This window comes from Rhodohalobacter mucosus, from assembly GCF_003150675.1.
Taxonomy (GTDB): Bacteria; Bacteroidota; Rhodothermia; order Balneolales; family Balneolaceae; genus Rhodohalobacter; species Rhodohalobacter mucosus.
In genome coordinates this window covers 136,404-161,932 of record NZ_QGGB01000001.1, presented here as the reverse complement: position 1 = coordinate 161,932, position 25,529 = coordinate 136,404, and the positions used below count along the sequence as shown (strand labels likewise).

Here is a 25,529-nt window from a genome sequence, read left to right as displayed (position 1 = left end):
AGCTGAACCCTCATTGCCAATATAAAATTATTCATGAGAAATGCATTTTTTGGCAGGAGGCGGGAGGCAGGAGACAGAAAAGTGAAAAGGGAAAAGTGAAAAGGGTTCGAAGCGGGGAGTAAAGGGGGCTGAATTGATGCACCCCCTTTTAGTTATCCTGGTACTACATACGGTTGGTCAGATATACTCAGCGTACCATGTCTATAAGTGTAGCCAGGTACGACCATTCCATGGTTCTGGTTTGTAATCCTCTTTCAATTAAAAGATCGTCGGAAAATGAATCACCGCCCATGCCGCCGGAAAAGTATTGTTCCCATCCGTTATACATGTTAAATGTGATGTGACTGAATCCGGTGGCATTTCCGATGGGAGACATTACCCGGTATAATCCCCATGATTCTTTTGTTCCATTCTGAATCGCTTCTTCGTGCCATGGCATAAAAACGTCCATCTCTGTCTGCTCATAAATGTCATAGCTCGTCATATTATCAAATTCAACTTTCATCATGTCCATTGAACTCACAGTGCCTATTTCAAGCTCATAGTCGGAACCGACCCCTCCAACGCGTGCCATATAGTACCGGGAGGCCAAATCACGGGTAGAGGCTCCCTTATCAAGTTCAGCCATCAACTCCTCATCACTCATGTCGGGATATGCATTGCGGGCATGTTCCATAAAGTTTCCGCCCTGCATCATCTCCACCGGATCATCATAAATGGTTACCGTAAGGTATTGTGCTCCCTGGTTTTCACCTCCCGGTCTTAGCCACCATAAATCCCATCCGATAATATCGCCGGCATTAACACGCTCCTGATGGATATTTCTCCAAAAGCTTTCCGTTTCACCGTATGCTGTTTCTTGTTCATTATCAACATGCATGAATTCCAGAACCAGATAAGAAGCGCCTCTGTTTTCCTGACCATTTGCCTCTAAGGCATAAACGGTCAAAAAAATGAACGAGCCTATAAGAATATATACCAGGTAAAGGTTGTTTTTTAGAATCATAAATTCCCCATTTTTTTGTTTGAAGCATGCATAGAAAAGCAGGCATGCAATTATTAAAAGGGATAATAGTGCGGCTTCATAAAAAGTATCCCTGACGATTCACTACCAATTAAGTTGAATATTTTTTAAGAATCAATTCTTTTTTGTTTTTGAGTAATGAGAAAAATTGATTTCAATTTATACAAAAATATTTAATAATTGATCAATTTAAATTATATCAATCTGTTTTTATTCATATATGATGATAAAATCAATAAAAGAGATACAAGTTATGTCTGCGGTAGAGTTGCAAGGCAGAAATGAAAACAGAAGCTAAGTGTAGAACCGCGAAGCGAAAGGGGTAGAGGGGGACCGCAGAACAAGTCCTATTTTCAATAAACAATTAACAGCAACCAACCAACAACTGACCACTCAAACACTTTAAGCAAATTCAACATCAAGCGGTGCTTCCTGTATGCCCGCTTTGAACTCCATATAAAACGTAGTGGTATCACCGCTGTCATCGTATCCGTAATCGGCCTCCAGCTGCCGGGTAAGGGTTGAAATGAGCTCCATACCCAGTTTCTTATCCGCTTTCTCCGGGAAACCATCAGGAAGGCCCACGCCGTTATCCGTTATCTCAATGCGGCATGTGCCAGGGCTTTTCGAGGCCACACGAAGATTGATGATGCCGTCCGGTTTTTTTGTAAATGCATGTTTGATGATGTTTGTAACGATTTCATTGACAACCAGCGAACAGGGTATGGCTTCATTTACACTGATCTCCACATCATCACTTTCACACTGCAATGTAATCTCCGTTCCGGTTTGCATCGTTTCTATAACGGTGGTGATAAGCTGCTCCAGGCTGCGCCCGAGGTCTATCCTCGAGAAGCTTTTTGACTGGTAGAGCTGTTCATGAATGTTGGCGATCGATTTGATACGCATCATGCTGTCGATGAGCTTCTCGCTAAGCTGTTCGTTCTCTTCCTGGAAAAGCTGCAGCTGCAGCATTCCTGTAACTGCCGCCAGGTTGTTTTTGACGCGATGGTGTATTTCAGCAAGAAGGGTCTCTTTCTCTTCAAGCGATTCACGGATAAACATCTCGTTGTCTTTCATGGGAGAGATGTCGAGCATACCCCCTACAAAACGAACAGGTTTCCCTTCAGGTTCTCTGATTATAAATCCCCGGTCAAGTACCCAGGCATAGGACCCATTTTCTTTTTTGAATCTGTACTCCTCTTTCCAGTCCTTGGCGGTATCGGATTGTACAACCCCTAAAAAGGAACCTTTTACCCGCTCCAGATCATCGGGATGAATTTTTCCAAACCAGCTTTCAAGCGAAATCTCCGACGGATGAGCGGTATTTTTTACCAGGTTATCATGCTCGCCCATCCAGAAATGGACATCGTTTTCAAAATCCCACTCCCATATTACTTCGTTGGTAATTTTACAGATTGTATTGTACCGGGTCTGGGTCAGTTCCACTTCACGATTCTTCTGTTTTAACTCTGAGAGGGAACGGTTCAATTCATTCTGTGCTATCCTGTATTTGGCGATAGTTTCCTGCAGACCATCAAATAGAATGGGAAACAATATAACGGAGACAATACTGAGAATGAGGGAGTTTGAGGAAATGGTAAGCCATGAGGCCACTTTGTAACTGTCTCGAAGAATATACTCCACCAAACCGAAATGTATCAGAAGGCCATAGACGCCGAAAATAAAAGCATTGATAAACACGGTAATCAGCCCTGCACGGTTCGAGGCGATGAGCAGCGCAAAGATGGTGATGCCATAAAAATAGGTTAGAGCAGACCCCATAACGTTCAGGTAGTAGAGCAGAACCGATGCAACGAAATAGAGTACAAACAGAAAGAGAATCTTTCGCGCAAAAAGGGTAAAGTTCTGGTACAGCGCGATAAAAGTGACAATAAAGAGGGTCAGAATATAGCTTATCGCAAGGCCCGGCACCTGAGAGTTAATAACCACAATCAGAGAAGGCAGCACGAGCAGTAAACCCAGGGGCGGCAGGTAGATCATTATACCCGCAAAAAGCTTCTTTCGCCAGTAGTCAAGGCCTTCTGCTACATCGGAACCCTGCATAAAGTTCCGCATCACCCTGTTTTTGTATTTTTGCCAAAGACTGATGATGGCCGTAATGGGAATTCGTTAATAGTGGCAAATTGATTTATGAGAAGCCGCTCAGCCTATTTTTCAGGTACCACAGGGCTTCGCAAAAAATCAGTGGTAAATATATAAAATCCTGAACTTGTTTCTACTGAAATTAAGAATTGAAATGACGGTCCGGCCAATCTGCCTTTATACCGGTTAATCATGCAAAAAATTAGCAGTGCTGAGTAACTTCTGCCTGTATCCGGCAAACTGTTTTGCCTGTTGCAATTAAAAAAAAGGCAGCTGTACCGGTGTAACAGCTGCCTGAAAAAAATAATATGATGGGTCACTCTCAGCGCCTCCATCCGCTGCCGCGGCCACCGCTCCCCGCACCCGCATCGCTGTTGAAATTGTACCTGAAATTCAGGCGGAATGATCGGGTCGACCAGCTGTACTGGCTGCTGGTGAAAGAGTTTGGATTCAAGATTTCCCGGTCACTGAACCTTGTATTGAATAGGTCGCGAACATTCAGTGAGAGGGTCGCTTTACCATCCAGCAGCCGTTTTGAGAGTCCGCTGCCAAAAAACATTGAGGATTCCCTGCGACCCTGCGTGGTTTGCTCGGGCCCCCGGTAGAATGCATTGGCCTGAAAATTCCATGTATTCAGGAAGCGCCACCGGATCCGGACCCTGCTGGTAAAGGAGTCAGATTCGCTGCCGTAAACCGTGCCTTCGAATGTTCCGTCGCGCTCTGACTGAAACAGATTCAGGCTGCCCGTAAAATCAATTTTGCTGAACAATCGCTGATCGAAGGTAAATTCAACACCCCATGCGTTTTCTGTAGCAAGGTTGATAGGCCTGCTGGTCGATATTCCAAGGCCGTTGATGGTTGTAACGCGCTCGGTAACGTCTGTGCGGTATCTGTAATAGACGCTGGAGAGAAGTGATCCGCTTTCCCAGCTGCGCATATAACCCAATTCAAATGAATTTCCGAATTCAGGCCGTAGATCCGGATTCCCGATACGGCGGCTTCGGGTATCGGATATTTCGGTAAATGGCAGCAAAAGCCGTGACCAGGGACGTGAGATTCTGCGGCTGTAATTTATCTGAAATGAGTTCTGCTCGCTGAGTGTATAGGACAAGAATGCACTTGGAAACAGATTCAGATAATTCTGACTGCTTCCCGTACCGGTCTGGTCAAGCTGGGTTTCGATGCGTGTATTCTCTGCGCGAAGGCCCAGCTGGAAGGTGAAATCTCCTGCATTGCCGTTTAAAATGGCATAGAGAGCATTCACGTTTTCAAAATAGGTGAAGTTGTCGCTGATGCCGATCTCATCACCCGGAACGACCCAGTTCCCATCTTGCAATTCCTCGATTCGGTAATCATTATCAAGCCAGTCCATGCTGATTCTCATGCCGGATTCAAATTTGGCCCATTCGCCGAGAGGGCGCTCATAGTCGGTGTCGAACCGCACTTCACGATAAGCTTCATCACCGAAAGTACGCTGGTTCAATGGGCTTCCCTGGCCTTGTTCGATGATTTGATTCAGATTGGAATCGTCGTCCTCATTTCCGAATTCAAAATCAAAATCTGCCGTAAGCCTGTGATCGCGCCCGCCAAACCGATTTTCGTACTGCAAGCGAAGCGAATAGTCGCTCTCCCGCGCTTCTTCAATATTTTCTCTCTGTGTTTGCCTCACAATATTCCAGTTATCAAAAACTGTGCGATATATACCGGGTGATCCGGGGTCATAATCCCGGTAAAATACATCCGTGTTCTCGCGGCCGCCTTCAAGATTTATTCTGGCAGATGCTGTAAGAACCTGTTCGCCGGGTAGAAAAATATCTGCGCCGAAATAGGTGCTTCCTTCCATTTCACGTTCTCTGGAGTCGGTAGACTCTTCAAAGGCAAAGGTGGTGTCGGCACTAAAGCTTCTGAAGGTGGAGCCGGAGCGCGGGTCGTTTTCATACTCAAAATCCACGTTCAAAAACCAGTTTATGTTATTGACATGGTAATTAAGGTTGGCTCCGATGCCGTGATCCTGCGGCATTCCGGTGTTGGCCTGAACGCTGCCGTTGAATCCAAGTCTCACATCGTCAATCAAAACAATATCAATGATCCCTGCCGTGCCGTCTGCAGCATACCGGGCGGACGGATTAGTAATGATGTTGATCTCCTTAATCATGCTGGCGGGTATGCTGCTAAGCGCGTCCGTACCATTTCGGACGAGGTTGGATGGCCGTCCGTTAATAAGAATCTGTACCCCCTGATTGCCCCTGAGGCTTACATTTCCTTCAAAATCGGTTGAGATGGACGGTACGTTGTCCAGAACATCAAGAGCGTTGCCGCCAAGGCTTGTAATATCTGAGCCCACATTAAATGTGCGGCTGTCAAAATTCATTTCCATGTAAGAACGCTCACCTGTAACAACTACCTCATCCAGTATATTCTCTTCCTCCCGGAGTTTAATGGTTCCAAGTTCCAGTGTGCCGGCACCGTTCAGTTCAATGTCAGATTGATATTTCTGAAAAGCTACATAGGATACTTCCAGAACATATTCGCCGCTTCTGGCGGTAAGTGTGAATTCGCCATCCGGATTGGTAACCGTGCCGGAGATTATCTCTGTTTGTGCTCTGTCGTATAAGGCAACGGAGGCGTTTGGGATGGCTACTGAATTATCATCTACCACTTTCCCGCTTATAGAAGGAGATTTTGTCTGCGTCTGTGCCTGCGCCGAGTGGACAATAAAGAACGCGAAGCAGAGCATTAAAAATGACGTGAAGTATTTCATGATTTTTAAATGTGAACGGTTACCGGGAAAACTTAAAGTTGTTACGACAGACTTAGAATGAATAGAGAGTTGGATTCATTCCATATCACAGACACTTATTGAATGGTTTACAACTTTTAATGCCGGGGTCCGGGGATTTTGGTATTCTGTAAAGAGATTATTCCAGGGGCTTTATGCCGCGCTTATCTTATCAGGCGATTCATGGCAGGGGTGCAATAATCTGAATAGTGTTAAGTACGTGACGGGGATACATTCCTGCCACTAATGCAATTGACTGACGCTCCACACGGGCGCTTCTATAAACACTGAAAAAATGGTGCTCCCCTGGTTTTATATTTTATTTTCAGCTATTGAGGGTCTCATACCCGGCAGGGCAAATTCGAATACTGGAGCAAGCTGAAGTTTTTAAAAAAGGCGTACAAATGGTCTGAAAGGCAATTTTTTTGAATTTGAACCGTGCACTTAGTACACTGTACAGAATAAATCCGTTAATTTAATCACTGATTATGCCTAAATGCGAAATATATGAAGATGTAAAAGGCGAATGGCGCTGGAGAAGGACCAATAAAAAGGGAGATATTCTTGAGTATTCAAAAAAAGGGTTCGAATCACGTGAAGAGTGTGAAAAAAACGGAAAAGAGGAAGGCAGCTGCACCAGCTACAAGCTGGCGCTGTAACGCGCAGTATTTATATCATGAAGAGCAGAAACCGGAGTAAACAGCTATCAATTTGAAGCCGGCTCAAGATAGGCGCGGGCAATGGCGGTGAATTTGGCGGGCTGGTCGAGGAATGCGTAATGGCCGGCCTCTGAGATGGTAACAAGTGCACAATCCGGCAGATTTTTTTCAAATCGCACGGCCTGATCCATGGGTGTTGCCGTATCATTTTCTCCCCAGATGAGAAGTATCTCATGACTCACCTTCGGCAGGAGTTCATCCAGATACTCCGTTACTGATTTTACAAAGGTCTCCCTCATCACCCCGGAGAGCTTGCTGTAGTCGGAGGAGCCCAGTTTTTTCCACAAGTTTGTACTCCGTAGCTGTGTAAGCCCTTTGTCGCGCAGATTTCCGGGCAAAATCATAAATGGTGCCTTTACCATCTTTGCGGTGTATTTTTTCAGATAGTATGAAGGTTTCCTTTTTGGTTTCAGCCCCGCAGCACCTGTAAAGATTACTTTATCGAATGATGCATCTGCGTCCTGGCGTGTAAGGAGCTTGAGCGCAATGCGGGCCCCAAATGAGTGCACCAGCAGGTCTGTTTTCTGATCTTCATGGTTTTGTGCGATAATTTCCCTGACAAAAGCTTCCGACAGATCAGCATACCGGTCCACACTCCATGCTTCAGGAGGTTCGGAAGAATTACCGAAACCCGGCAGGTCAATGAGATAGCAGGTTCTGACGCTGCTGAGGGACTCAGCAAGTGGTTTCATGAGCTGCGAGTTACTGCCCCACCCGTGTAATAGGAGCAGCGGTTTCCCGCTTCCAGTCACGTCCCACCAACAGTTTGCACCTTCATATTCAAAAATATTTTCCGCCATCTGCGTTTTTATCTGTAAGGAATTGAGAATTTTGGGTTCATAAAGATAAGGGAATTGTTCAAAATCGCTGCCAAGAATACAATCTGCAAATAATCAGGAGTAAGGATGAGACGATACCTTTTTTTTCTGGCTGAACGCCTTGAGATCTCCAGGAGCGAACGTATAGCTGTAATTGCACTACTGATTATTACTGTACTTCTTTCAGCCGCTTATCATCTGAGGGAACCCGCATTCAATGCAAATCCCGAACATTATGCTGAACTGGAGCAGATGTTCAGTCAAAAGAGTGCCCAGCGGGAGGCGGAGCGGAACGCCATTCTTGCACGCTACTCACCGGAACCCGAATCCGGATCCATATCAGCGTCGGTACAGGAAAGTCGTCTTCATCCGGCCCAAATTGTAGACGGGATGGATGAGTTGGCAGCTGAGCCGGCACGTTCGGATCCTGAGAAAATTAATATCAATACGGCAACGGCGGAGGAGCTGATGCGTCTGCCGGGTATCGGTCCGGCCTATGCGGACAGGATTGTAGAATGGAGGCGGGAAAACGGTCGCTTTGTCCGTATCGAACAGTTGCTGGAAATAAGGGGAATTGGGGAAAAACGCCTGGAAAAGCTGCGGCCCTACATAGTACTTGTTAATCCGGAAGATAATGAGAGTGAGTGAGAGATTTTATGGGCTGTAAACATATGTGGGGCAGGCAAGCAGCGGATTCTCTGAGTCTGTTACGTCTATCAAAAGCAGCAAAGCGGCTAAAAATGAGAAGGAAACCGTTTCGATCCGCAAAAAGCTTCTGTATTTTAAAGGGATTTAGAATTCCAATCTATCCTGATGTCAACAAAAATACTGTGGGCTGATGACGAAATCGATCAGCTGAAGGCCCATATCATATTTCTCGAAAACAAGGGATTCCAGGTAACGCCTGTTACCAATGGTGAGGATGCTGTATCTCTGATTCGGAAACAGTCGTACGATATTGTATTTCTGGACGAACAGATGCCGGGAATGGATGGAATTGCAACACTTGAAAAAATACAGGGTCTGGAGCCATCGCTTCCTGTTGTGATGATCACCAAGAGTGAAGAAGAATCTATTATGGAAGACGCAATCGGCAATAAAATATCCGATTATCTGATCAAGCCGGTTAACCCCAACCAGATTCTGCTTACAACCAAGCGCATACTCGACAAGCAGCGCATCCTGAATGAAAAAACGGCCCAGTCATACCTCAGAAACTTCAATGAACTATCGGCCCGCTTCAGTGAAGAGACTGACTGGGAGGGATGGATCGATATCTACAAGAAATTAACGCACTGGGAAATGAACCTGGAGTCGGGGGATGAGGCTCTCCAGCAGGTGCTTCACGACCAGTTTCAGCAGGCCAATCAGGTATTTGGAAAATTTGTAGAACAGGAGTACAAGGGCTGGCTTCATAATGACGATGACAAACCCGTGTTAAGTCCCGGACTGCTGAAGAAAAAAGTTTTTCCGCTGCTGAGAAAGGGTGAAACCGTCGTATTTATCCTGATTGACTGCATGCGATACGATCAGTGGATACTGTTTCAGAGGCTTTTGTCCGACTATTATACCATATCCACCGATTTTTATTATTCCATACTTCCCACGGCGACACCCTTTTCAAGAAATGCCATCTTTTCAGGGCTCTATCCACTTCAGATAGAGCAAAGATATCCCCGGTTGTGGGAGATGGGCCAGGATGAAACTTCACTGAACCGGCACGAAGAGGAGCTGGTGATGCGAAACATGGAACGGAATCATCTTCCGGCCCAGGTGAAATATGAGAAAATTATACAGCCGGAAGAGGGTGGAAGAATAGCGGATAAAATCAGGAATTATACACAGTCGCCCTTCACTGCAATCGTTTATAACTTTGTGGATACGCTGGTTCACAGCCGGTCCGATTCGGAAGTACTGAAACAGCTGGCACCCGATGAAGCCGCGTTCAGATCACTCACCGAAACCTGGTTCCAGCACTCTTCGCTGCTCCGCATTTTTCGTGAACTGGCAAATGAAAAGGTATCGGTTGTTGTAACAAGCGACCACGGATCGGTTCGGTCGCTTCGGGATACTAAAGTATTCGGTGACCGGGATGCGGCGACAAACCTGCGGTACAAATACGGCCGAAACCTGAAAGCGGAAGAGAGTGCGGCCATATATATCCGCAGGCCGGAAGAGTACCTGCTTCCAGTAAACGCTCCCGCCAACAGCTACATTTTTGCCAAGGAGGATTACTTTTTCGTATACCCGAATAACTACAATAAATTTCAAAACAGGTATCGCGATACGTTTCAGCATGGGGGAGCATCGATGGAGGAGATGATTCTGCCCGTTGCTTTGCTGAAACCGAGACTGTAATCGTATGACTCAGGATTTCATCAGCCATAGCGTATCGGAAACATTGCGGATTGCAGAAGAATTTGCTGAAACGGTGAGCCCGGGTGATGTGATCCTGCTGGAGGGAGATCTTGGCGCGGGAAAAACACACTTTGTAAAAGGCTTTGTGCGACGGTTCGGTTTAAGTTCCGAAGTGGTCAGCTCTCCGACTTTTACGATAATTAATGAGTATATCGGCTCACTTGCGGTGTATCATTTTGATTTTTACCGGATTGAAAACATTGAAGAAGCACTTGAAATTGGCACAGAAGAATATTTATATGGTACCGGCGTTTGCATCGTTGAATGGCCTGAAAGGGTGCGGGATATACTCCCGGAAGATGCACAGACAGTACATATTACAACCATAGCCCCGGAAAAGCGCATGATTACAATTGTCGGCTAGAGCACCATGGAAGCAAAAAAACGACGACTATCATACAGGCTCGACCTTTTGCCGGTTATTTACCCGTTTCACAGACGTTCAGTAAATAGCATTCAACTGGGAGACCTGGTCTATTATGGTCCCTCCCCCGAATATTACGGGATCGGGGAAGTTGTGAAAGCTGAAGAAAATTACTGTGTAGTGGATTTCAGGGGTACCGGCCTCCTGGGTATTCAAAAAGACGTTTTTTCAAATAAATACCTCATTCCTATCCATAAACTGAACCTTAGCCACATACTTAAGAGTACCTGAACCCATTCAGGCGCAAGTACTTAAGCTTGTTTTGCACATCTTTTTTTTGTTCATTTGAAAATCCCCGTGTGATAAATGCCAGCCGTATATGGGGCTAAAGGGGCAGAATAAAATCCTACAATCAAATAGAGGGGTGAGTTATGGAAGGTACAGATGTAAACATTTGGGCTGTTATTGTTTCAGCACTTTCAGCATTTCTGATTGGCGGCCTTTGGTATTCTCCGGCACTGTTTGGTAAGGCCTGGATGAAGGAAACCGGTCTGACCAACGAAGAAATTGAAAATGCCAATATGGCTAAAATATTCGGCCTTGCGTTCATTTTTATCCTGGTTATGGCGTACAGCCTGGCAATGTTCCTGAATGATCCTTCAATAGATATGCAGATGGGGGCTTTTTACGGATTTCTCACAGGGTTCACCTGGGTGGCGCTTGCACTGGCCGTAAACAGTCTGTATGAAAGGAAATCATGGAAATATATGGTTATAAACGGAGCGTACTGGTCGGTGGTTTTTACGCTGATGGGCCTGATATTGGGAGCCTGGAAATAGCACCTCCGCACCGTTATAGGAGTGTTGGCACACCCGTCTCATTTCATTCAGAGTGGGCCGGTACTTGCCGTCTGAAGTTCGCCGTGCATCGAATATACAGCCGGCACCTCCCATGAGTTAAACCTTTACCTGCATCGGGTTGAAGATGAACCCGTTCGACTTGCATCTCGTCTTTCGAATGATGAAGGTATTTCCGCCATCTGTGCATTCCTGAAATGATGTGCAGCTGATTCTGTATATAATGGCTCATTCATTGTGTCAGGCTGATTCACGTCCGAACAGCCAGAGCAGAACAGCGGTAAAAAGTCCCGGATAGAAGGGTTCCATTCCCAGATATGCGTAACCTCCCGCCTCTGAAGGATAGAGGGTGCCCAGCACAAGCCAGAAAAGAGAGACGGCGGTACATCCGATGATGGAGAGAAAAACAAATCCGGGCCGGATGGCAAACGGTTTCAGGTATATCCCAAGAACGGGTATGAGGAGCCCCGGAATAAAGACGGAACCGATCACATACCACAGATCGATTACGCTCGGATAGATAATAATGAGCAGAATACCCAGCAGGGCCGAAATCAGGATACTGATTCGGGTCAGCAGCGTGGGCCGGGTACGGGGAAAATAGGCGGCCAGATAGTCGCGTCCGAGAGTCTGACCTGAAATAAAGAGGTAGCTGTCGAGCGTCGACATAATGGTGGCGAGCAAAGAGATAAAAAAGAGCCCTTTGAACCCGAGGGGTAAAATCTGATCGGCCAGAAGCGGATAGGCCATGACCGGCTGATCAAGTCCGGGTCCCAGGATGGCAAATGCATAGAGCCCGGAAAAAGCCGTCAAAAAATCAAAAGCGATCCAGAAGGCTATCGATACAAAGATTCCCTTTTTGGCCGTTTCGGGAGATTCTGCAGCCGCAGCGCGCTGATGAAAACTGGGATCCACAAATGTCCATAGTGCGATGAAAAACCAGACAATGATATATTGAATGGTGTTGCCCCCGGTAAGATCCCGGTGAATATCCGACACACCGCTCCAAACGCGGCCAATCCCGCCAAATTCGCCTGCTGCGAAAAAAAGGAGGACAAGAAACCCGGCAAACATCAGGATAACCTGGAGCATATCGGTACGAATAACGGCACCAAATCCCCCAACGGTAATGTAAAGCACAGAAAACAGCGCCACCAGTGAGGCATAAAAGAGAAAGGGAGCGTCACCCCCTGCCAGAAACTGGAAAAGCAGCCCGAGCATGAGAATATAGGGTGCCGGACTCACAAGGATGAATATGGGAAGGGCACTGAGCCTACCGGCCCGTTTGCTGTAACGGTTGCTGATTGCCTCGGGTATGGTGAGGGCTTTGTTGAGCCGGATCTTACCGGCCAGAAATACAGCAAAAAGTGCAGAAAAAAGGTAAAACGGGGCTCCCAATATGAGCCATTGAGAGATTCCGAATTGATAGCTCCACTCCCCAACGCCCAATATACCGCCGTACCACGTCGAAACAAGCGTTGCCACGAATGCCGGGAGGGTAACCTTTCTGCCACTCAGAAGAAAGTCTTCCTCTGTGTCGGACTGCCACCCTTTTTTCCAGCTCAGCCAGATCAGAAACAGAAAATAGGCGGAAACAATAAGCCAGTCTAATGTGGAAAATTCAGCCGTCACGCTTCTTCGGTTTTATGATTGATGAACATCAGAAGGTCTCCCTTTTCGAATTCAATTTCGACTCTGTTTTTGATGGTTTCATTTGACGTGCCATCACGTATGCCGTTCTCAAGATCTTCATTGTTGAGAGGGTATCTGAACCCCCGGGTGGTAATACCGGTAACCCTGCCCGAGAGCGGAAAGAGCGATACGGATGTATGAATGGGCAGCTCGGCCTGATAGGGTGAATGGACCAGGAAAATATCGGCATAGCGGTCTCTGAAGGTGAGGCTCTCAAATTTGTGGTCGAATTGCTTCAGTACGGAAAGGTTTTTCAGCGTGTGGTCGAGCCTTTTGCCGGTGGCGCCAAATACGGTGGCGGAAACCGCACCTTTACCAATTGCATAGGCGAGGGCTTTTTCAAGATCGTTGGTTTCCTGATCAGGATCTGTGATGATTTCGCCCGGCTCATCCCCGTTGGGTATGAAACTGTCAAAATCACCAATAATGACATCCGGATGAAGCCCCATGGAACGTGCGGTGAGAGCTCCGCCATCAGCTGCAATAAAGAGAAAGGCATTGTCGAGGAAGCGGTTCAGTACATCAGCAGCGGGCGGCGTACCGTCGCATAGAATCACGGCATTCATAATAGAACAGGATTAAGCGGGTTCGTCACAGGTTGATTTCTTACCTTTTATTTTTCTTGCGAAGCGATAACAAAACGGTCATCTTCAACAATTCATCGTATCGTTAGGTATACGTCAGAATCATACAGAATATATGTTTAAAGAATTCATTAACTCGCTCCAAAATTACAAATCAATTGGGGTTTTTTCTCATGTAAGGCCCGATGGAGACTGTATCGGATCGCAGGTGGCGCTTTGTCGCTGGCTGGAGGCCAACGGGTGGACTGCACATGCGTTTAATGACGATGACGTACCCCCGAACATGACCTGGCTGGCTGAATTCTATCCGATTGAAAAACCGGATGAGGAGAAAGTGAGAAGTTTGGATGCACTGATCATGGTTGACGGGAATATGCCCTCCAGGTTCGGTGTTATCGGCAACCTTAATAATTCACTGGCCCTGCCAATGTTTATGATCGATCACCATCCGGATCCGGAGGATGTTTTCATTGAGGCGGTTTCGGTACCGGAAGCATCCTCAACATGTGAACTGATCTACCGGCTCTATGAGGAATCAGGAATCGGTTTAATTGATGAAGTTACGGCCAAAGCTCTCTATACCGGAATTATTACCGATACAGGTTCTCTTCACTTTGACAGTGTGACCCCGGAGACAGTCGAAATAGTGGCTGACCTGCTTCGAAGAGGGGACTTTAAACCCAATGAGGTTATTGAAAAAATTTACTCCAACCGCACAATCAACCAGTATAAGCTGTTGAGCCGGGCATTGGGTACCATTGAAATGTTTCTGGATAATCAAGTGGCAGTGATGCACGTTACTCAGCAAATGCTTCATGAAACAGGAACATCCAACGTAGACACGGACGGTTTTGTGAGTTATCCGCTCAGTATTACCGGTGTCAAGGTTGCCATCCTGTTCAAAGACCTTAAGGATGAGGGTATCAAAATGAGTTTGCGCTCCAGAAGCGCGGTCGACGTAAATGTATGGGCGCGCAAACTCGGCGGAGGCGGCCACAAAAAAGCTGCGGGAGCCTGGCATGAAGGTCCATTGCAGAAAGCAATCCGCGATACCATTGAATTCGGTAAAAAACTGATAGAAAAAAGTGAAACACCTGCTGAATCCTGAACATTTTCAAAGAGTCCTTATTGGGACCATTCTTTTGATACCGCTATTGCTCTATGGCTGCGGAGCAGAAGAAACCGGGAGCGGTACAGCTGAAAGCGGGACGGAAGATGCATCCGGAAACCTCCCGTTCTCTGCAGTAAACATCGATCAGTCGGACAACGGGATCTCTTCGGATCCGGAAGTGGAATCCAGGGAGTTTAGCAATTCGATTGAGAACAGCCGCCGTAACGCCATCACCAATGCTGTTGAAAGCGCGAGCGCATCCGTTGTCAGTATTATGGCTACCGAGCCTGTGCGGCAGCTGAATCCGCAGGATGAATTTTTCCGCTACTTTTTTGGGGGCCAGATGCCGCGCGAGAACTCAAGCATGGGGTCCGGTTTCCTGATCAGCGAAGACGGACTGATCGTAACCAACCAGCATGTGGTTGGTACAAACCCTTCTGAAATCATGGTTTCGACCATAGACGGTAAAACGTATCCTGCAGAGCTTATCGGGGTAGATGAGCTTACGGATATCGCCCTGATCCGCATTGAGACGGAAGAACCGATGCCCTATACGGAGTTTGCCGATTCGGATGAAGTGATTGTTGGTGAATGGGCCATTGCGCTCGGCAATCCGTTCGGGCTGTTCGATGACGGAAATCCAACAGTAACCGTTGGGGTAATCAGCGCTACAAACAGGGATTTCAGGCCCGATCCCAACAACCCCAGGGTGTATATCGACATGATCCAGACCGATGCGGCGATCAACAGGGGCAACTCAGGCGGCCCTCTGCTGAACAGCAGCGGAGATATTATCGGCATGAACACATTTATCTATACGGGTGGGACAAGCGCAGGGTTTGTTGGGCTCAGCTTTGCCATACCAAGCAACCGGATAGAGCGCATTATCAACCAGCTGCTGACAACCGGTGTGGTGATGCTTGATTATGATCCGGGTATGGAATTTACGTCCATGACCGAACAGCTCATTTACAGGTACCGTCTTCCCTATGTACATGGACTCCTGGTTACAGGCGTGAACAGGGGAGGGCCCGCATTTGATAGCGGTATCATGCCGGGTGATGTAATTGTCAAGATTGGGGAAGAGAGAGTAGTCAGTGAAATGCACGCTTGGGCTCTTCTCAGGGATTTTGAGGTGGGAGATACCATGCGGGTTGAGCTAATACGGGAGTATGAACTCTTTGAAACGGATATCAGTCTTCGCCAGAAGGTATCGGCGTCAAAATAGAAAACCGCGAACAATACAATGATTGCCCGCGGCTTGCTCATCCCTTGATATCTTCATGTATCCCCTTGATTCCTTGTTTTCTCACTCTGGCTTTAAGTGTAAACCTGTCTTGAAAGTTAAATTCGTGTTCTCCTTTATATGTATGAACCGAAAAAGAGCGATCCCTTACAGAATTTTTTCATTTTTTTGAATTGAGCCCTCGAAACGAATGAAACTGAGATATTTTGTATCATAAGCGTCTATGCTGGTAGAAAAAGAAAATCAGAATAAAACAGAATATTTACTTGAAGTGCCCGACGGTCAGCACAGTGATGTGCGACTGGATAAATACATCACATCCTTCGTTCAAAATGCAACACGAAACAAGGTTCAAAAAGCAATTAAGGACGGATATGTACTTGTAAACGGTAAGCATGAAAAGTCATCGTATATCATGCAGCCGGGTGATACAATTGAAATCAGTCTTCCAAAACCGCCGCCTCCCAAAGCACAGCCGGAGCCTGTGCCTCTGGATATTGTTTATGAAGACGATTATTTGCTGATCGTGAATAAAGATGCGGACATGGTGGTCCATCCGGCTTACGGAAACTGGACCGGAACCCTGGTGAACGGCTTGCTTTATCATACCGGAAAAAACCTGTCGAAAGCAGATCAGAAAACCCTCAGGCCCGGCATCGTCCATCGGCTCGATAAGGATACAAGCGGACTTCTTGTAGTTGCAAAGGATGAGGAGACCCATCAAAAGCTGGCGAGCCAATTTTCAAATAAAACCGTCGACCGTACCTATTGGGCAATCGTTTGGGGAAACCCGCCGGAAGAAGGAACCATTACGGGTAATATCGGCCGCTCTCCAAGGGACCGGAAAATAATGACGGTGGTGGAAGAGGGCCGCGGCAAGAAAGCCGTAACTCATTTTAAAAAACTTGAGCAGTTCGATCATCTGGCCCTGGTGGAGATCAGCCTGGAAACGGGACGAACTCACCAGATCAGGGTTCATATGCAGCACGAAGGCTATTATGTATTTGGTGATCCCACCTATGGCGGAAATTCCATCCGGTACGGTCCCGGCACAGGTTCCAGAAAATCAATGTTTAAAAATTTATTCTCTTTGCTGAACCGGCAGGCACTGCATGCCAAGACGCTGGGCTTTGTGCACCCCGGTACCGGCGAAAAGGTGACGTTTGACTCCACATTGCCAGCCGACTTTCAGGAAGTACTTGACGCGCTTCGAACCAATTGCAAACCAACACATACGTATGACTAATCAGAACAAGAAAATAAATATTGAAGTAGAGCTGGACGAAAATAATGTGCCCGAAAACATTGTCTGGTCTGCTACCGACCTGGAAGGGTATGATGAAGCCACCTGCAGGGCAATGCTGCTCTCTTTGTGGGACCATGAACGCAAAGACACCCTGCGACTCGACCTGTGGACAAAGAAAATGACGGTGGATGAGATGAAGATTTTTTTCCATCAAACACTGGTAACCATGGCCGATACCCTGGAAAAATCGATCAACGACCCCCGGATCAGCGGCGACATGCGTGATTTTTGCGATTATTTTGCGGAGCGGATGGAAATCTCCGAATAGCAGAAATCATCTGCAGAGCACCGAAGAATGTTGTTATATTAAAAAATCAACGGAAACCAAGAACTTCATATGCAATACCTCGATTTTGAACAGCCGATTGCCGACCTGGAGAAAAAAATTGATGAACTTAACGAGCTCTCCGTAGGTGATGACGTTTTAAAGCCGGAAATAGAAAGGCTGCGAAAAAAGGCGGATCAGCTTCGTGAATCCATCTTCTCAAACCTCACAAGATGGCAGCGCGTGCAGCTGGCAAGGCATCCGGAGCGCCCTTACACGCTCGATTATATCGAACTGATGTGCGATGATTTTATCGAACTGTACGGAGACCGCTATCATGCCGACGACAAGGCGATGGTCGGCGGACTGGCTACAATTGATGGGCAGTCTGTAATGGTTATCGGCCATCAAAAAGGCAGGGACACCAAAAGCAGGCAATACAGAAATTTTGGTATGGCCAATCCTGAGGGGTACCGAAAGGCGCACCGCCTCATGGAAATGGCTGAAAAATTTAATCTACCCGTTTTAACGCTGCTTGATACTCCCGGTGCCTATCCCGGTCTGGAAGCGGAAGAGCGCGGTCAGGCAGAGGCCATTGCCAGAAACCTGAAGTTAATGGCCGTACTTGAAGTGCCGATCATAACCGTTGTTATCGGCGAAGGGGCCAGTGGCGGCGCTATCGGAATAGGCATGGGTAATGATGTGTATATGATGGAAAATACATGGTATTCGGTGATCGCGCCCGAATCATGCTCCTCTATTTTGTGGAAAACGTGGGAGTATAAAGAGCAGGCTGCCTCGGCACTGAAGCTGACGGCAAAAGATCTGCTGGAGCTCAAGATTATAGACGGCATCATTCCGGAACCGCTGGGCGGTGCTCATCGCGATCACAGGGCATCTGCAGATGCTGTCAAGAAACAAATTCTGAAAAGCCTTAAAAAGCTTGCAAAGATGAAACCTGATAAATTGGTTGATCACAGAATTGATAAATATTCATCTATGGGTGTTTGGGAAACGGCAGGCAAAACATCCTGAATCCATCCGTTGAAGAAAACCCCGCCCGCAGAATCTGAGAAATGGCTGAATGGGTTCAAACAGCCCGGGCGTCTGTAACCTCTGATGTGCATATTCGTAATAAAACAGGACATTCAGTTGTCCGGAGAGGGAAATTGTTCAAAACGCACGTTTTGAACAGGTAGAAACCTGAAAGAAAGACTTACTGCCTCAGCAATGATCAATAAGGGACTCTATGTTGGATTACTTGTATCCCTGATTGCGCTTGTGCTGGCTGCATTGGGAAAAGGAATGTGGGGTGGTGACAGCAGTATCGGATTCCACTGGACTGAAAGGCTTTTTTACGGAATCTGCCACCAGATACCGGAACGCACCTTTTTTTTGAATGAAATGCCCATGGCTGTAAATTCAAGATGTTTTGGAATATTTACGGGTCTTTTGGGCGGGTGGATTACAATTACTTTGCTGTCTTCGGATATGCGGAACAGCAAATGGCTGTTTAGATTGTTGATCATAGCCGTAGTTATTCAAATAATTGACTATTTGGGGAATTTATCCGGCTGGTGGACCAATACAAATGAATCAAGATTTTTACTGGGATTTATTTTAGGTTTTTCAGGACCGCTGAATATCGCCAGCATGTTTTATACACAACCACCAACATAACGCAATTAACCATGGAAGAAACAAATGTAGATGCAGGTCAAGACCAAAATCCGGCAAACGGCTTTTCAGACTATTGGCAATCGATTGTGCTGGTAGGTGCAATATTCAGCATTATCAGTTTTGCTCTGTCACTGTTTTTTGGCTACAGACAGATAAATGCAGAACCGTCTGGAGCGATCTTTTCTCCCATGATGTTCAGCGGTGTTGTTATCTGTCTGATAACATGTGTGGCCGGCGCAATAGCGGTCTGGCACTACACCAAGGAGGTGTCGCCTTTTATCAAGCTTGGTCAGGGTGCCTTGGTCGGTTTTTTAACCGGCGCAGTAATTGTACTCGTGTCAGTGGTGCTCAATGAAGTGTGGACGTTTATTGATCCGGAATACACCGATAAACTGGTGGAGGCTGCAATTGCCAACGTGGAGGCCATGGACATGCCTTCATCCACCCGGGACGACATGATCGACACTATGGCAGAAAGCGTTCGTTCCTCACAATCACTAACGCAGCAGCTCTTTTGGGGTATTCCCGTTACCGGTTTATTGAATCTCATATCCGGAATGATCGGTGCCAAAATATTTGGCAAGAAGGAGGACGAGTCGTTTTAAGCACTCTTTTATGATGAATCAATTTGAAGAACCGTCATCGATGGACTCGGTCCGTTCGTGGGCCGAAAAGAACGGGTTTGCCGACTGGGCCATAGCAGGAATATGGCTGGTTTTAGCGTGGGTTTTGTTTCAGGCCATAGCCGGTTTCGTGCTTGTGGGACTACTGCTTGTGTCGGGCGACCTTCAGTCGGTTGACACATCGGATGTTCAGACTCTGCTCATGTCGCGGCTGGACCTGCTTTTTATTGGCAATTCCACCGGCCAGATTCTGATTATCGGCCTTGCCACGTTCCTGATTGTCCGGCTCCATCTTGGCAATGAGCAATCCGGGCATTTTCTGAGGCTATCCTGGACGGAAAAAACACCTCTTTACCTTGGGCTGGGCTCCCTGCTGATTGTGGCCATACAACCCGCCATTATCTATCTGGGATATCTGAACTCGCTCATTCCGATGCCTGAAAGTATGCTCGATATGCAGATCTCACAATATGAAATTATCGAAAAATTTCTGACGCAGGAGGGCATACTTCTGTTTGGTCTGTTCAATGTTGCGGTTGTACCCGCTTTCTGTGAAGAGATCATGTTCAGAGGATACATAATGCGTGCACTGGAGAGAAGCTGGGGTATTATTGCAGGCATTGTTGTTTCAGGATTTCTTTTCGGAATGTTCCATCTGCAGCTGCCCAACCTTTTCCCTCTGGCAATGATCGGCGTTGTGCTGGCGCTGATGACGTGGCTTAGCGGTTCGATATGGCCTGCGGTACTGGCTCATTTTATCAATAACGGGGCGGCGGTTCTTTTGGGTTCTACCTACCCGGAACTGGCATTCGCCGAGATGAGTGCGGAATCACTTCCTCCGATATGGTCACTTGTGATCAGCATTATTCTATCGGTGGTTCTGATACGATATATGCTTCGCATGTCAACTGAAAAGAGCGGATAGAAAAGATATGTTCAGAGATTCCAAACCGGATAAGATTGATAACTGGGTTTGCGTACTTGAAAGGGGTACGGAGTACGAAGTGGAACTGGCCAGGAGTTATTTATCGAACCTGAAAATACCCTCCAATATTTTATCAAAAAGAGACAGCTCCTACAGTCTCAATTTCGGTGAAATGTCGATGGTTTACCTTTACGTTCCGAAAGAGTTTGAAAAAAAAGCACGGCGTGCACTTGAGGAGCTTGATGAATCGATCGACATGGACGAAGATGTGCCGGGTGAGGATAGCGGCGAATCGGATCCCGGTATAGAGGATCGGGGTACACCGTGAGTGAGCTGACCAAGCGCATACTCTTTGCCGTCCCGGCTGCAGCTTTCTTCCTGTGGATTACATGGCTTGGCGGAAACGCATTTCAGACTCTGATTTTTGCCATTGCACTGCTGACGGTCTGGGAGGTGCACAGGCTTACACAGCGAACTCCCTATTCCGATCTTTTTCCGATCTCCCTGATAATTACCCTGATGATCTGGAGGGGTGAACTGTTGCCGCCATGGATATTGTATCCTGCCGCCGGTATGGTGATTGCGGCAACGTTATGGGCATGGATCAGCAAAAAAGATGAGTGGGCACGGCGCTGGTTTTCAACGTTATTAACCGGGGTGTACGCACCCTTTGGCTTTTATATGCTGATTGAACTTCGTCAGCTGGGCACGAATACGGAGGGCTTCTGGCTAACATTGTCACTGCTTCTGATGATTTGGGGAAATGACATGCTGGCGTACTTCGGAGGGAGAAAATTTGGCAAAAACAAGCTTGCACCGGTTAGTAGTCCCAATAAAACCTGGGAAGGATTTGCTTTCGGTTTTTTGGGTGCGGCACTTGGCTTCACAATTACGTGGTTCATATCAGATACGTTTCCAGTAGCGGCTGTAGCCGCCATCCCGGCCATCATCATTGTAAGTACAATGGGACCCTTGGGTGACGTAACGGCCAGCAGGCTGAAACGCATTGCAGATGTAAAAGACTCGTCGTCGCTGCTTCCGGGGCACGGTGGCCTCTTCGATCGGTTTGATTCACTGATTCTGAGCGCTCCTTTTGTTTACTTTCTGTACAGGATGTTTATGCACTGACTGCCGGACTGATTATTCTGCACAATCTGTTCTTAGAACAGGGTGTTAAGATCTCGCGGGACGGTTACGCGGACACGAGAGTTCGGGCACTTGTTAGGATATTTGATCACAACGAACCGGGAATAAACAATCAGACATGGACTCAAAACAAATTCTTATCACCGGGGGAACCGGATTTATTGGTACTCATTTGAGTGAAATTCTAATGAGAGACGGGCACTATATCACCATAGTTACACGCTCGCCCGAAGCCCACAAAAACGAGGAAGCGAAAAATCAGAAATTTATACCCTGGGATGATCTTACATCCGTTATGGGTTCGATTGATGTGGTCATTAATATGGCAGGTGAAAATCTGTTCGGACAGCGCTGGACACCCGAGGTTAAGGAGAAGCTGTATAACAGCAGAATTCTGACTACGCGCAAGCTGGTAGATGCGATCAGGGCATCTGTATCGAAGCCGGAAGTTTTTATCTCAACATCGGGAGTTAACTATTACAAAGATTCAGGTGACGACGTAATTACGGAGGAGAGTGAGCCGGGTGATGATTTTCTTGCCAACCTTTGCATTGACTGGGAAAAAGAAGCCGAACTTGCATCCGATCTGGGCGTGAGGGTAGTAATTGCAAGGTTTGGTATTGTACTCGAAAAGAATGGCGGAGTGATAGATAAGATGAGACTGCCTTTTAAACTTTTTGTCGGAGGCCCTGTAGGATCCGGAGATCAATACATGCCTTGGATACACATGGAAGATCTTTGTCATATTCTGATTTATGCCATGGAAAATGAAGAGCTTGAAGGGGCTCTCAATGCGTGCTCACCCGAACCGGTTACCATGGATGAATTTGCCGACACTCTGGGCGATGTAATGAATAGGCCATCATTTTTCAGAGTACCTGAGTTTGTACTCGATATTGTGCTCGGAGAAGCAGCCGTTCCTGTTACAGGCAGCTTGCGTGTGCAGCCCAAAGTATTGCAAAAAAGCGGATTCGAGTTTGAGTATGATGACCTGGGAACTGCGCTGGCCGATATCATGTAACCCGGTGTATGCCGGATCAATCAAGCCACTCAAAATCGGCGTGTATTTTTACTCATTCTCCTCTTCGGCCGCAGTAGAAGATTCAAGCATACTCTCCCGCCGGGTCTGTATGATGGTCCAGCTGCGCAGTCCATCCCTTGTTTCTGCTATTAATTCGTGCTGACCATCCTCTGATATGTCGCTGATTACTATATGGCTCATTCCAGTTGTGGGGAGGTCGAACAACCTTTCGCCGCTTAGCAGGTCCCAGGCATACATTCTTCCAAAATCTGCCACTGCAACCAGGTCCTGTCTGCCGTTCATATCCAGGTCGGATATCATGGGGGGAGTTGAAGATGAGGCCGGCTGTGCCATGGATGCGGTAAACCTCAACACACCTTCACTGTTATACAGAAACAAGGACCCATTTGCAGATTGAACAAGAATCAGATCTTCACGGATAAATCCCTCTTCTTCATCCCTGAGTAAAATACTGTGAACCTGAGGTGTGGAGTTGAGGCTGCTGTTCGTTATTTGAACAGACTGTACCTGCAGTGAATCCGTATTGTGAGAAGAGGCAAGTGAATCGGAAAAGAACGGCTGCAATCCAACACTATACAGGTTTCCGTCAAGCCCCGAACCTAAAATGGTATTGTTGTACCGGGCAGGATTTCCGGCCATTTGCGTTGGCAGAAAGACGGGAAATCCCTGGCGGCGGGCACTGTTGATGTTCCATGCGTGCAGTGTATTTTCTGCAAATGTAAACAGCGACCATTCATCCTCAATTTCGGTAATCAAAGGCGATCCGTTAACAACGGTATTGGTGCTTTGAGGCCACCCTTCAAGAGGCGCTCCGCGGCTGTTCAGAATATGTATCCTCCTGTCGGATGTACCCACAATGATCTCTGCCACGCCGTTACGCGTCACATCCATCACCGTAAGTGGCGTTGTAATGTTTTCAGCCAGCGACACGGGAAAGTTGGGCAGCAGGTTGCCGTTTGAATTCCAGGCATAAATCCGGTTCCCGGCTGCCTGCATAACCACCCGCTGATTATTTCCATACCAGTCGTACACAACAGGTGAACCTGTCGGTTCGTCTCCGCCCGTCGATACTTCCAGTACAGACGTACCATCGGCTGCAAGTGCAATCACTTGGCCGTCGAGTGTGGAGAATACAATCTCATTACGCTCACCGGCTGTAATATTTGCCAATACAGGTTTACCGGTAAGTTCAGAACCCTGAAGCGGAAAGATCCAGTTTTCACGGTACGGCTGCTCAGAATCCTGTAACTCGAATGAGCTGAACGTAACGCTCAGTGGTTGTTCGGTTGACGAGCGCTCTCCGCTGATTACAAATTGGTCCAATTCGGAAAGAAGAGTATTGATATTGTGCTGTGGATTCAGCCAGGGTTGTATGTACCTGATAAAGCGGGGGGTGTTGAGATAAAAAACAAAGCTGAGGTTATCGGGCAGGGCCTCCCGGATTTCAATGTAGTCGTCATCATAATACACCACCCGTCGCCTCTGCGCATCAGGTATAACGCTTTGAGAAAGACCTTTGCGAAGAGAAAGCGCCGCCACATCACGGTAAAGTGTGACGTAAAAATCGCTCATTGCACTCAATTCTGAACCGAACAGAATGGAAAGCCAGCGGCTGTTTACCTGGTATGTGTTGCCGTCACGAACTGCGAGCCCTTCCTGCTCGAGCCTGTTCAGTGCATCGCGGATACTGGCATTGCCGGAAGTTTTACGGTAAAACATGTACTCGCTGCTGCTTGAAGCTCCCGACTCGGCAAATGTGGCAAATGCGAGTTCACTTTCAAGCTGAGATGCGATCAGGCTCCATATTTCCGGGTTATCCCGGATATACCTGTCTGTTTCATTGGCGGCATCCAGACCCGTAATCGGGACCGCCCTTGGTTCCAGTCTCAATATGCTGAACCCCGATGTGTTAACCGAGATGTATCTGTCGAGTGTAAATTCTTCAGAAATGGAACTGATTGCACGAAGCGGGGTGCTGCCGATCGAGTCGACGACCATCTCGCCTGTAAGCTGCCAGTTCAGCGATTCACCTTCTTCTTCTTCCGGTGTACTGAAAGAGAGAGAGAGCGGACCTGCCCCGTCAAAGAGATCTAACAGGTAGGGCCGGTATGAAACCTGGGCTACCTGTTGCACCCAGTGTTCAACACTTTCCATATTTATAATAAACCGGCCGGGTTCAATCTGATCTGCTTCCAGCTTTACAGCACTGTTCTGGCCGTTCAGCGTTCTTAGAATAGCTTCAAGGCTCAGGCTCGATTCTGAAAAAATGAGGTAAGGGCTCAGCTCAAGTGCAAAAACGGTTCTGTCCGAAATCAGCAGCTTCTCAATGGTATATCCGTTGAAATGATACCGATTTTGATTAAAAGGCTGTTGATACCTGCCGGTAAGTCCTTCCATTACAGCCTCGCGCGGCGTAGTGACCCAGACAGGCTGCCAGTTGTTTGAAGTTTCAGGATACAGCAGCAGTGCATTAACAGTAATCTGGTATTGATTCTCAGCCGTAAGTGAAGATATCATCTGTACGGCAGACGGTGTAAGATCGTCAAAAAGAGGCATATAATTCGCGGATAGGGCTTCGGAAAGGCCGGTATTTTCCTGCGGAACAATAAGAAAAGGTGTTTCGCCCGGCACAAATTCAGACCAGTGTCCGGGGTCGCCGGATCGGCAGCCCGTAATCAGGAGCAAAACAATAAAGACGAAAAAAACCGGCAGCAGCCGTTGATGGGATCTAATCACAGATACACAGGATAATATGTTTGTTCAGAAAGGGTTATTACCATAGCTTAACCTTTCCGGGCAATTTTGTTCCTTGCAGGTAACAGCC

Annotated in this window: 24 protein-coding genes; 17 read left to right on the top strand and 7 right to left on the bottom strand. The window is 47.2% G+C overall.

Translation table 11 applies throughout. The features are described from left to right. Positions 1-187: 187 nt before the first annotated feature. The 3 genes from DDZ15_RS00625 to DDZ15_RS00615 form a co-directional block, all read right to left on the bottom strand. Positions 188-1,006, bottom strand: a complete 819-nt coding sequence (locus tag DDZ15_RS00625) for a hypothetical protein (RefSeq protein ID WP_109643818.1) — start codon at positions 1,004-1,006, stop codon at positions 188-190. A 420-nt stretch (positions 1,007-1,426) separates the two neighbouring features. Then, positions 1,427-3,103, bottom strand: a complete 1,677-nt coding sequence (locus tag DDZ15_RS00620) for a sensor histidine kinase (protein ID WP_109643817.1) — start codon at positions 3,101-3,103, stop codon at positions 1,427-1,429. Positions 3,104-3,452: 349 nt separating this feature from the next. Next, positions 3,453-5,867, bottom strand: coding sequence for a TonB-dependent receptor (locus tag DDZ15_RS00615; protein WP_278336116.1), 2,415 nt, complete (start codon positions 5,865-5,867; stop codon positions 3,453-3,455). 530 nt (positions 5,868-6,397) lie between these two features. Between DDZ15_RS00615 and DDZ15_RS16780 the strand changes: the two genes are divergently transcribed. Beyond that, entirely contained in the window at positions 6,398-6,568 is a 171-nt protein-coding gene (locus DDZ15_RS16780) for a YegP family protein (protein WP_199222839.1), read from the top strand. Positions 6,569-6,615: 47 nt separating this feature from the next. Here DDZ15_RS16780 and DDZ15_RS00610 read toward each other — a convergent pair whose 3' ends face one another. Beyond that, positions 6,616-7,428, bottom strand: coding sequence for an alpha/beta fold hydrolase (locus DDZ15_RS00610; protein WP_109643813.1), 813 nt, complete (start codon positions 7,426-7,428; stop codon positions 6,616-6,618). 105 nt (positions 7,429-7,533) lie between these two features. On the opposite strand from DDZ15_RS00610, the gene DDZ15_RS00605 reads away from it, so the two are divergent. From DDZ15_RS00605 to DDZ15_RS00585, 5 genes are all read left to right on the top strand, one after another. Further along, a complete protein-coding gene (locus DDZ15_RS00605) occupies positions 7,534-8,094 on the top strand; it encodes a ComEA family DNA-binding protein (RefSeq protein WP_109643811.1) in 561 nt (186 codons plus the stop codon). A gap of 165 nt (positions 8,095-8,259) precedes the next feature. Next, on the top strand, positions 8,260-9,804 hold the full coding sequence (gene porX / locus DDZ15_RS00600; RefSeq protein ID WP_109643809.1) for a T9SS response regulator signal transducer PorX: 1,545 nt from the start codon (positions 8,260-8,262) through the stop codon (positions 9,802-9,804). A 4-nt stretch (positions 9,805-9,808) separates the two neighbouring features. Then, positions 9,809-10,228, top strand: coding sequence for a tRNA (adenosine(37)-N6)-threonylcarbamoyltransferase complex ATPase subunit type 1 TsaE (tsaE, locus tag DDZ15_RS00595; protein ID WP_109643807.1), 420 nt, complete (start codon positions 9,809-9,811; stop codon positions 10,226-10,228). 6 nt (positions 10,229-10,234) lie between these two features. Next, positions 10,235-10,519: a hypothetical protein gene (locus tag DDZ15_RS00590; RefSeq protein ID WP_109643805.1), complete on the top strand. Its 285-nt coding sequence runs from the start codon at positions 10,235-10,237 to the stop codon at positions 10,517-10,519. Positions 10,520-10,659: 140 nt separating this feature from the next. Then, complete coding sequence (locus tag DDZ15_RS00585) at positions 10,660-11,067, top strand: DUF1761 domain-containing protein (protein ID WP_109643803.1); 408 nt, start codon at positions 10,660-10,662, stop codon at positions 11,065-11,067. Positions 11,068-11,325: 258 nt separating this feature from the next. On the opposite strand, the gene DDZ15_RS00580 is transcribed toward DDZ15_RS00585, so the two are convergent. Continuing rightward, positions 11,326-12,717, bottom strand: coding sequence for a sodium:solute symporter family protein (locus DDZ15_RS00580; protein ID WP_109643801.1), 1,392 nt, complete (start codon positions 12,715-12,717; stop codon positions 11,326-11,328). Further along, the gene (locus tag DDZ15_RS00575; protein ID WP_109643799.1) at positions 12,714-13,343 is read right to left on the bottom strand and encodes a thiamine diphosphokinase; all 630 of its coding nucleotides are present in this window, start codon (positions 13,341-13,343) and stop codon (positions 12,714-12,716) included. Before DDZ15_RS00575 ends, DDZ15_RS00580 begins: the two co-directional genes overlap by 4 nt. A 133-nt stretch (positions 13,344-13,476) precedes the next feature. Here DDZ15_RS00575 and DDZ15_RS00570 point away from each other — a divergent pair, with 133 nt between their 5' ends. The 11 genes from DDZ15_RS00570 to DDZ15_RS00520 all read left to right on the top strand — a co-directional run bounded on the left by DDZ15_RS00570 (position 13,477) and on the right by DDZ15_RS00520 (position 22,684). Beyond that, positions 13,477-14,469: a DHH family phosphoesterase gene (locus tag DDZ15_RS00570; protein ID WP_109643797.1), complete on the top strand. Its 993-nt coding sequence runs from the start codon at positions 13,477-13,479 to the stop codon at positions 14,467-14,469. Then, positions 14,447-15,700, top strand: a complete 1,254-nt coding sequence (locus tag DDZ15_RS00565) for a S1C family serine protease (protein WP_242978807.1) — start codon at positions 14,447-14,449, stop codon at positions 15,698-15,700. Before DDZ15_RS00570 ends, DDZ15_RS00565 begins: the two co-directional genes overlap by 23 nt. 241 nt (positions 15,701-15,941) lie before the next feature. After that, the gene (locus DDZ15_RS00560; RefSeq protein ID WP_109643795.1) at positions 15,942-16,964 is read left to right on the top strand and encodes an RluA family pseudouridine synthase; all 1,023 of its coding nucleotides are present in this window, start codon (positions 15,942-15,944) and stop codon (positions 16,962-16,964) included. After that, entirely contained in the window at positions 16,957-17,292 is a 336-nt protein-coding gene (gldC, locus tag DDZ15_RS00555) for a gliding motility protein GldC (protein WP_109643793.1), read from the top strand. The genes DDZ15_RS00560 and gldC overlap by 8 nt, the downstream gene beginning before the upstream one ends. Before the next feature lie 69 nt (positions 17,293-17,361). After that, positions 17,362-18,324, top strand: coding sequence for an acetyl-CoA carboxylase carboxyltransferase subunit alpha (locus DDZ15_RS00550; protein ID WP_109643791.1), 963 nt, complete (start codon positions 17,362-17,364; stop codon positions 18,322-18,324). A gap of 195 nt (positions 18,325-18,519) precedes the next feature. Continuing rightward, the gene (locus DDZ15_RS00545; protein WP_109643790.1) at positions 18,520-18,969 is read left to right on the top strand and encodes a DUF2085 domain-containing protein; all 450 of its coding nucleotides are present in this window, start codon (positions 18,520-18,522) and stop codon (positions 18,967-18,969) included. 11 nt (positions 18,970-18,980) lie between these two features. Continuing rightward, positions 18,981-19,574: a DUF4199 domain-containing protein gene (locus DDZ15_RS00540; protein WP_109643788.1), complete on the top strand. Its 594-nt coding sequence runs from the start codon at positions 18,981-18,983 to the stop codon at positions 19,572-19,574. Between the two features lie 10 nt (positions 19,575-19,584). Next, on the top strand, positions 19,585-20,517 hold the full coding sequence (locus tag DDZ15_RS00535) for a CPBP family intramembrane glutamic endopeptidase (RefSeq protein WP_109643786.1): 933 nt from the start codon (positions 19,585-19,587) through the stop codon (positions 20,515-20,517). 7 nt (positions 20,518-20,524) lie between these two features. Beyond that, complete coding sequence (locus DDZ15_RS00530; RefSeq protein WP_109643784.1) at positions 20,525-20,845, top strand: hypothetical protein; 321 nt, start codon at positions 20,525-20,527, stop codon at positions 20,843-20,845. Then, a complete protein-coding gene (locus DDZ15_RS00525) occupies positions 20,842-21,645 on the top strand; it encodes a phosphatidate cytidylyltransferase (protein ID WP_158278568.1) in 804 nt (267 codons plus the stop codon). The genes DDZ15_RS00530 and DDZ15_RS00525 overlap by 4 nt, the downstream gene beginning before the upstream one ends. A gap of 136 nt (positions 21,646-21,781) precedes the next feature. Continuing rightward, entirely contained in the window at positions 21,782-22,684 is a 903-nt protein-coding gene (locus tag DDZ15_RS00520; protein WP_109643780.1) for a TIGR01777 family oxidoreductase, read from the top strand. A gap of 48 nt (positions 22,685-22,732) precedes the next feature. Here DDZ15_RS00520 and DDZ15_RS00515 read toward each other — a convergent pair whose 3' ends face one another. Continuing rightward, complete coding sequence (locus DDZ15_RS00515) at positions 22,733-25,441, bottom strand: PQQ-binding-like beta-propeller repeat protein (protein ID WP_109643779.1); 2,709 nt, start codon at positions 25,439-25,441, stop codon at positions 22,733-22,735. Positions 25,442-25,529 lie beyond the last annotated feature (88 nt).